The organism is Kitasatospora sp. NPDC001225 (assembly GCF_053597855.1).
Genome location: NZ_JBSFJC010000382.1, coordinates 1 through 2,141 on the forward strand (window position 1 = coordinate 1; position 2,141 = coordinate 2,141).

The window sequence follows — 2,141 nt, forward strand, 5'->3', positions numbered from 1 at the left end:
GGCCGGCCTGCTCGCGGCAGACCATGCCCAGGTCGTCGCGGGCCGACTGCGGGTAGACCTCGGCCATCGAGGTGCGCAGGGCCCAGCCGCCCGTGGGCAGTTCACGGGCGACGCCGAAGGCCCTGCTCCCGGCCGACAGGATCTGCGGATAGCTGTCGCGGGCCGTCCACGCCTCGACGTCCGCCATCCCCGCCACGGGCTCGGTGGGGGCGGCCATCCTGATGGAGAGGTAACCGGGGACATCGTCAGGGAAGTTCACCATGCGCACATGATGCAACCGGTCGGCCACCGAGCGCAGTCAAACGGCCCCTCCTGTCACTCCGAAGGGGCGGGTCACCGCCGTGCCGGGCCATCCCGGCCGGCGCACTACTCGGGTACGAGCACCGCGACGCCCGTCACCCGGTCCGCGGCGAGGTCGGCGAGCGCCGCGTCCGCCCGGCGCAGGGGGTAGCGGCTGACGTGGACCACCGGGCGGGCGCGGGCCGCCTCCGCCAGGAAGGCCAGGCCGTCGGCCCGGGTGTTGGCGGTGACGCTGCGCAGTGTGCGCTCCTGGAAGAGGTGCCGCTGGTAGTCCAGCGACGGGATGTCGGTGAGGTGGATGCCGGCCACGGCGAGCGTGCCGCCGCGGTCCAGCGCGGTGAGGGCGGCGGGCACGAGGCCGCCGACCGGGGCGAAGAGGACGGCCGCGTCCAGCGGTTGCGGGGGCGGGTCGTAGGAGTCGCCGGCGAAGGCGGCGCCGAGTTCCAGTGCGAGCCGTCGGGCCGCCTCGGAGCGGGTGAACACGGCCACCCGGGCGCCCCGGGCGAGGGCGATCTGGGCGGTCAGGTGCGCGGACGCGCCGAAGCCGTAGATGCCGAGCAGCCCGCCCGTCGGCAGTTCGGCCCGTTCCAGGGCCCGGTAGCCGATGATCCCGGCGCACAGCAGCGGGGCGAGTTCCTCGGCGGGCGGGCCCTCGGGCAGCCGGTAGGCGTAGCGGGCGTCCGCGGTGACGTGCCAGGCGTAGCCGCCGTGCCGGTCCCAGCCGGTGTACCGGGAGTCGGGGCAGAGGTTCTCGCGCCCGCTGCGGCAGTACCCGCAGCCGCCGCAGGTCCGGGCCAGCCAGGCCACCCCGGCCCGGTCCCCGACGGTGAACTCCTCGACCTCGGGCCCGGCCGCCAGCACGTGCCCGACCACCTCGTGCCCGGGTGTGCGCCTCGCCGTCCTGGGGGAGAGGTCCCCCTCCGCGAGGTGGAGGTCGGTGCGGCACACCCCGCAGGCCTCCACCTCGACCAGGATCTCCTGCGGCCCGGGCGTGTCGAGCGGCCAGTGCTCCCAGACCAGCGGGCCCGGTCCCGGCCCGCCGACCGGCCCGGGGCGGTCCACCACCCAGGCTCCGGTCTCCGTCGGTAGGGGTTCCCTCGTGGTCATCGCGGCCTCCTGCCGGTCCGCCGGGCACGCGGACCGCCCGGTGTCACGCTCCGTACCTACCCACGGTGCCCCACGCCCCGCCCCGCCGAGCCGCGAACGGCGTGGCCGGTCAGCCCCAGTACCCCGTGTGGACGGCGGAGGCCTCGTCGAACAGGTGCGGGCCGGAGGCCTCGACGGTGTTGCCGCCGGCCGCGAAGACCAGGCGGCAGGGCAGGTCGAGCACCGGTTCGTCCGGGTCCGCTCCCGCGATGGCGTTCAGTTCGGTGGCGGCGAGCGCGTAGACCACCCGCCGGATGCCGCTCCAGTAGATCGCGCCGGCGCACATCGCGCACGGCTCGGTGCTGGTGTACAGGACGGTCTCGGTGAGCTGGTGCGGGGCGAGGGCGCGGCAGGCCGCCCGGACCAGGTTGGTCTCCGCGTGGGCGGTGACGTCGTGGTCGGTCAGCACGGTGTTCTCGGCCGTGAGCAGGACGTCGCCGGAGGCGTCGGTCAGCAGTGCGCCGAAGGGGTGGTTGCCGTGGGCGCGGGCGGAGGCCGCGAGTTCGATGGCCGCGAGCAGGTGGGTGCGGGTGTGGTCGGGCATCGGCGTACTCCTCGGGCGTGGAGCGGGCGGGGTGGGAGCGGCTGGGGCGGGGCGGGCGGGAGGCCGACGAGTCGGCCCGGCAGTCCGCCCACCTCCATGGCACCACCGAACCCGGTCCCCGGCAGGGGCCGGACAGCCGACCGGCCCGGCC

General features: G+C 75.9%; 3 protein-coding genes. All 3 read right to left on the reverse strand.

All coding sequences use genetic code 11. From position 1 onward, the window contains the following. Positions 1–262, reverse strand: a 262-nt coding sequence (locus ACWDCZ_RS40670) for a DUF5954 family protein (RefSeq protein ID WP_449818633.1), incomplete at its 3' end; no start/stop codon positions are given. Between the two features lie 104 nt (positions 263–366). After that, a complete protein-coding gene (locus ACWDCZ_RS40675; protein WP_449818634.1) occupies positions 367–1,407 on the reverse strand; it encodes a zinc-binding alcohol dehydrogenase family protein in 1,041 nt (346 codons plus the stop codon). A 109-nt stretch (positions 1,408–1,516) separates the two neighbouring features. Continuing rightward, complete coding sequence (locus ACWDCZ_RS40680) at positions 1,517–1,990, reverse strand: nucleoside deaminase (protein WP_449818635.1); 474 nt, start codon at positions 1,988–1,990, stop codon at positions 1,517–1,519. Positions 1,991–2,141 lie beyond the last annotated feature (151 nt).